The sequence below is a fragment of the Arthrobacter sp. H41 genome (genome assembly GCF_000520535.1).
GTDB lineage: Bacteria > Actinomycetota > Actinomycetes > Actinomycetales > Micrococcaceae > Arthrobacter_D.
In genome coordinates this window covers 31,933-33,385 of sequence record NZ_KI914840.1, presented here as the reverse complement: position 1 = coordinate 33,385, position 1,453 = coordinate 31,933, and the positions used below count along the sequence as shown (strand labels likewise).

The 1,453-nt window shown below is 67.5% G+C and carries 1 protein-coding gene; it reads left to right on the top strand.

Going from position 1 to position 1,453, the window contains the following annotated elements; genetic code table 11:
- A partial coding sequence (locus Y705_RS21590) for a class I tRNA ligase family protein (RefSeq protein ID WP_155850121.1) occupies positions 1 to 1,453 on the top strand: 1,453 nt, incomplete at both ends.

The following is a 1,453-nucleotide window of genomic DNA, read 5'->3' as shown; positions in this document are numbered from 1 at the left end:
GTGGCCCTGGTGGCCCATCCCGACGACGAACGCTACAAGCCGCTCTTCGGCACCACGGTGACCACTCCCCTGTTCGGCGTCGAGGTGGAGGTCAAGGCGCACCCCCTCGCCAAGCCCGACAAGGGCAGCGGTATCGCCATGATCTGCACTTTCGGCGATCCCACGGACGTCACCTGGTGGCGGGAACTGCAGCTGCCCACACGCGCCGTGGTGGGCCGTGACGGGCGCATCCGCAACGAGAGCCCGGACTGGATCACGACGCCGGAGGCCCGCGGCAACTACGATGCGCTCGCGGGCAAGACCATCTTCAGTGCCAAGGAGGCCGCGGTCGAGCTCCTGCGCGCCAGCGGGGACCTCGACGGCGAACCGAAGAAGATCACGCACCCGGTGAACTTCTACGAGAAGGGCGATCGGCCCCTCGAGGTGGTCACGAGCCGCCAGTGGTACATCCGCAACGGAGGCCGCGACGAGGCGAAGCGCGAACGCCTGATCCGGCGCGGCCGTGAGATCGAGTTCCACCCGCCGTTCATGCGCTCGCGCTACGAGAACTGGATCGAGGGCCTCAACGGCGACTGGCTCGTCTCCCGCCAGCGCTTCTTCGGCGTCCCGGTGCCGGTCTGGTACCGCCTCGATGCCAACGGGGAACCCGACTACGAGGCGCCGATCGTCCCCGGCTTCGAGTCCCTGCCCGTCGACCCCGCAGCCGAACCGGCGCCCGGTTTCGACGAGGGCCAGCGGAACTCACCGGGGGGCTTCATCGGCGACAGCGATGTCCTCGACACCTGGGCCACCTCCTCACTGACTCCCCAGATCGTCGGCGGTTGGACCCGGGACGAGGACCTGTTCGCCCGGGTGTTCCCGTTCGACCTGCGGCCGCAGGGACACGACATCATCCGCACCTGGCTGTTCTCCACGGCGGTGCGTGCCGACGCGCTGCAGGACTCGCCCCCGTGGCGGCACGCAGCACTGTCTGGCTGGATCCTCGATCCGGACCGGAAGAAGATGTCGAAGTCGAAGGGCAACGTGGTGGTCCCCACCGACGTGCTCGAGCAGTTCGGCGCCGACGCCGTGCGTTACTGGGCTGCATCGGCCAAGCTTGGTGTCGACACCGCCTACGAGATCGCTCAGATGAAGATCGGCCGCCGGCTCGCCATCAAGCTGCTCAACGCCTCCAAGTTCGTGCTGAACCTCGGTGCCACTGAACGTTCCGCGGCACCGGAAGCGCTGGCGCTGGTCACCAATCCGCTCGATCATGCCCTTTTGGCGCAACTGCGCGACGTCACGGCGCAGGCCACCACGGCCTTCGAGCGGTATGAATATGCCCGTGCCCTGCAGCTCACCGAAGCGTTCTTCTGGACCTTCACCGACGACTACGTGGAACTTGTCAAGGACCGCGCGTACGGAGCGGCGGGCGTGACAGGCCAGGAGTCGGTGCTGACGGCCCTGGCCACCA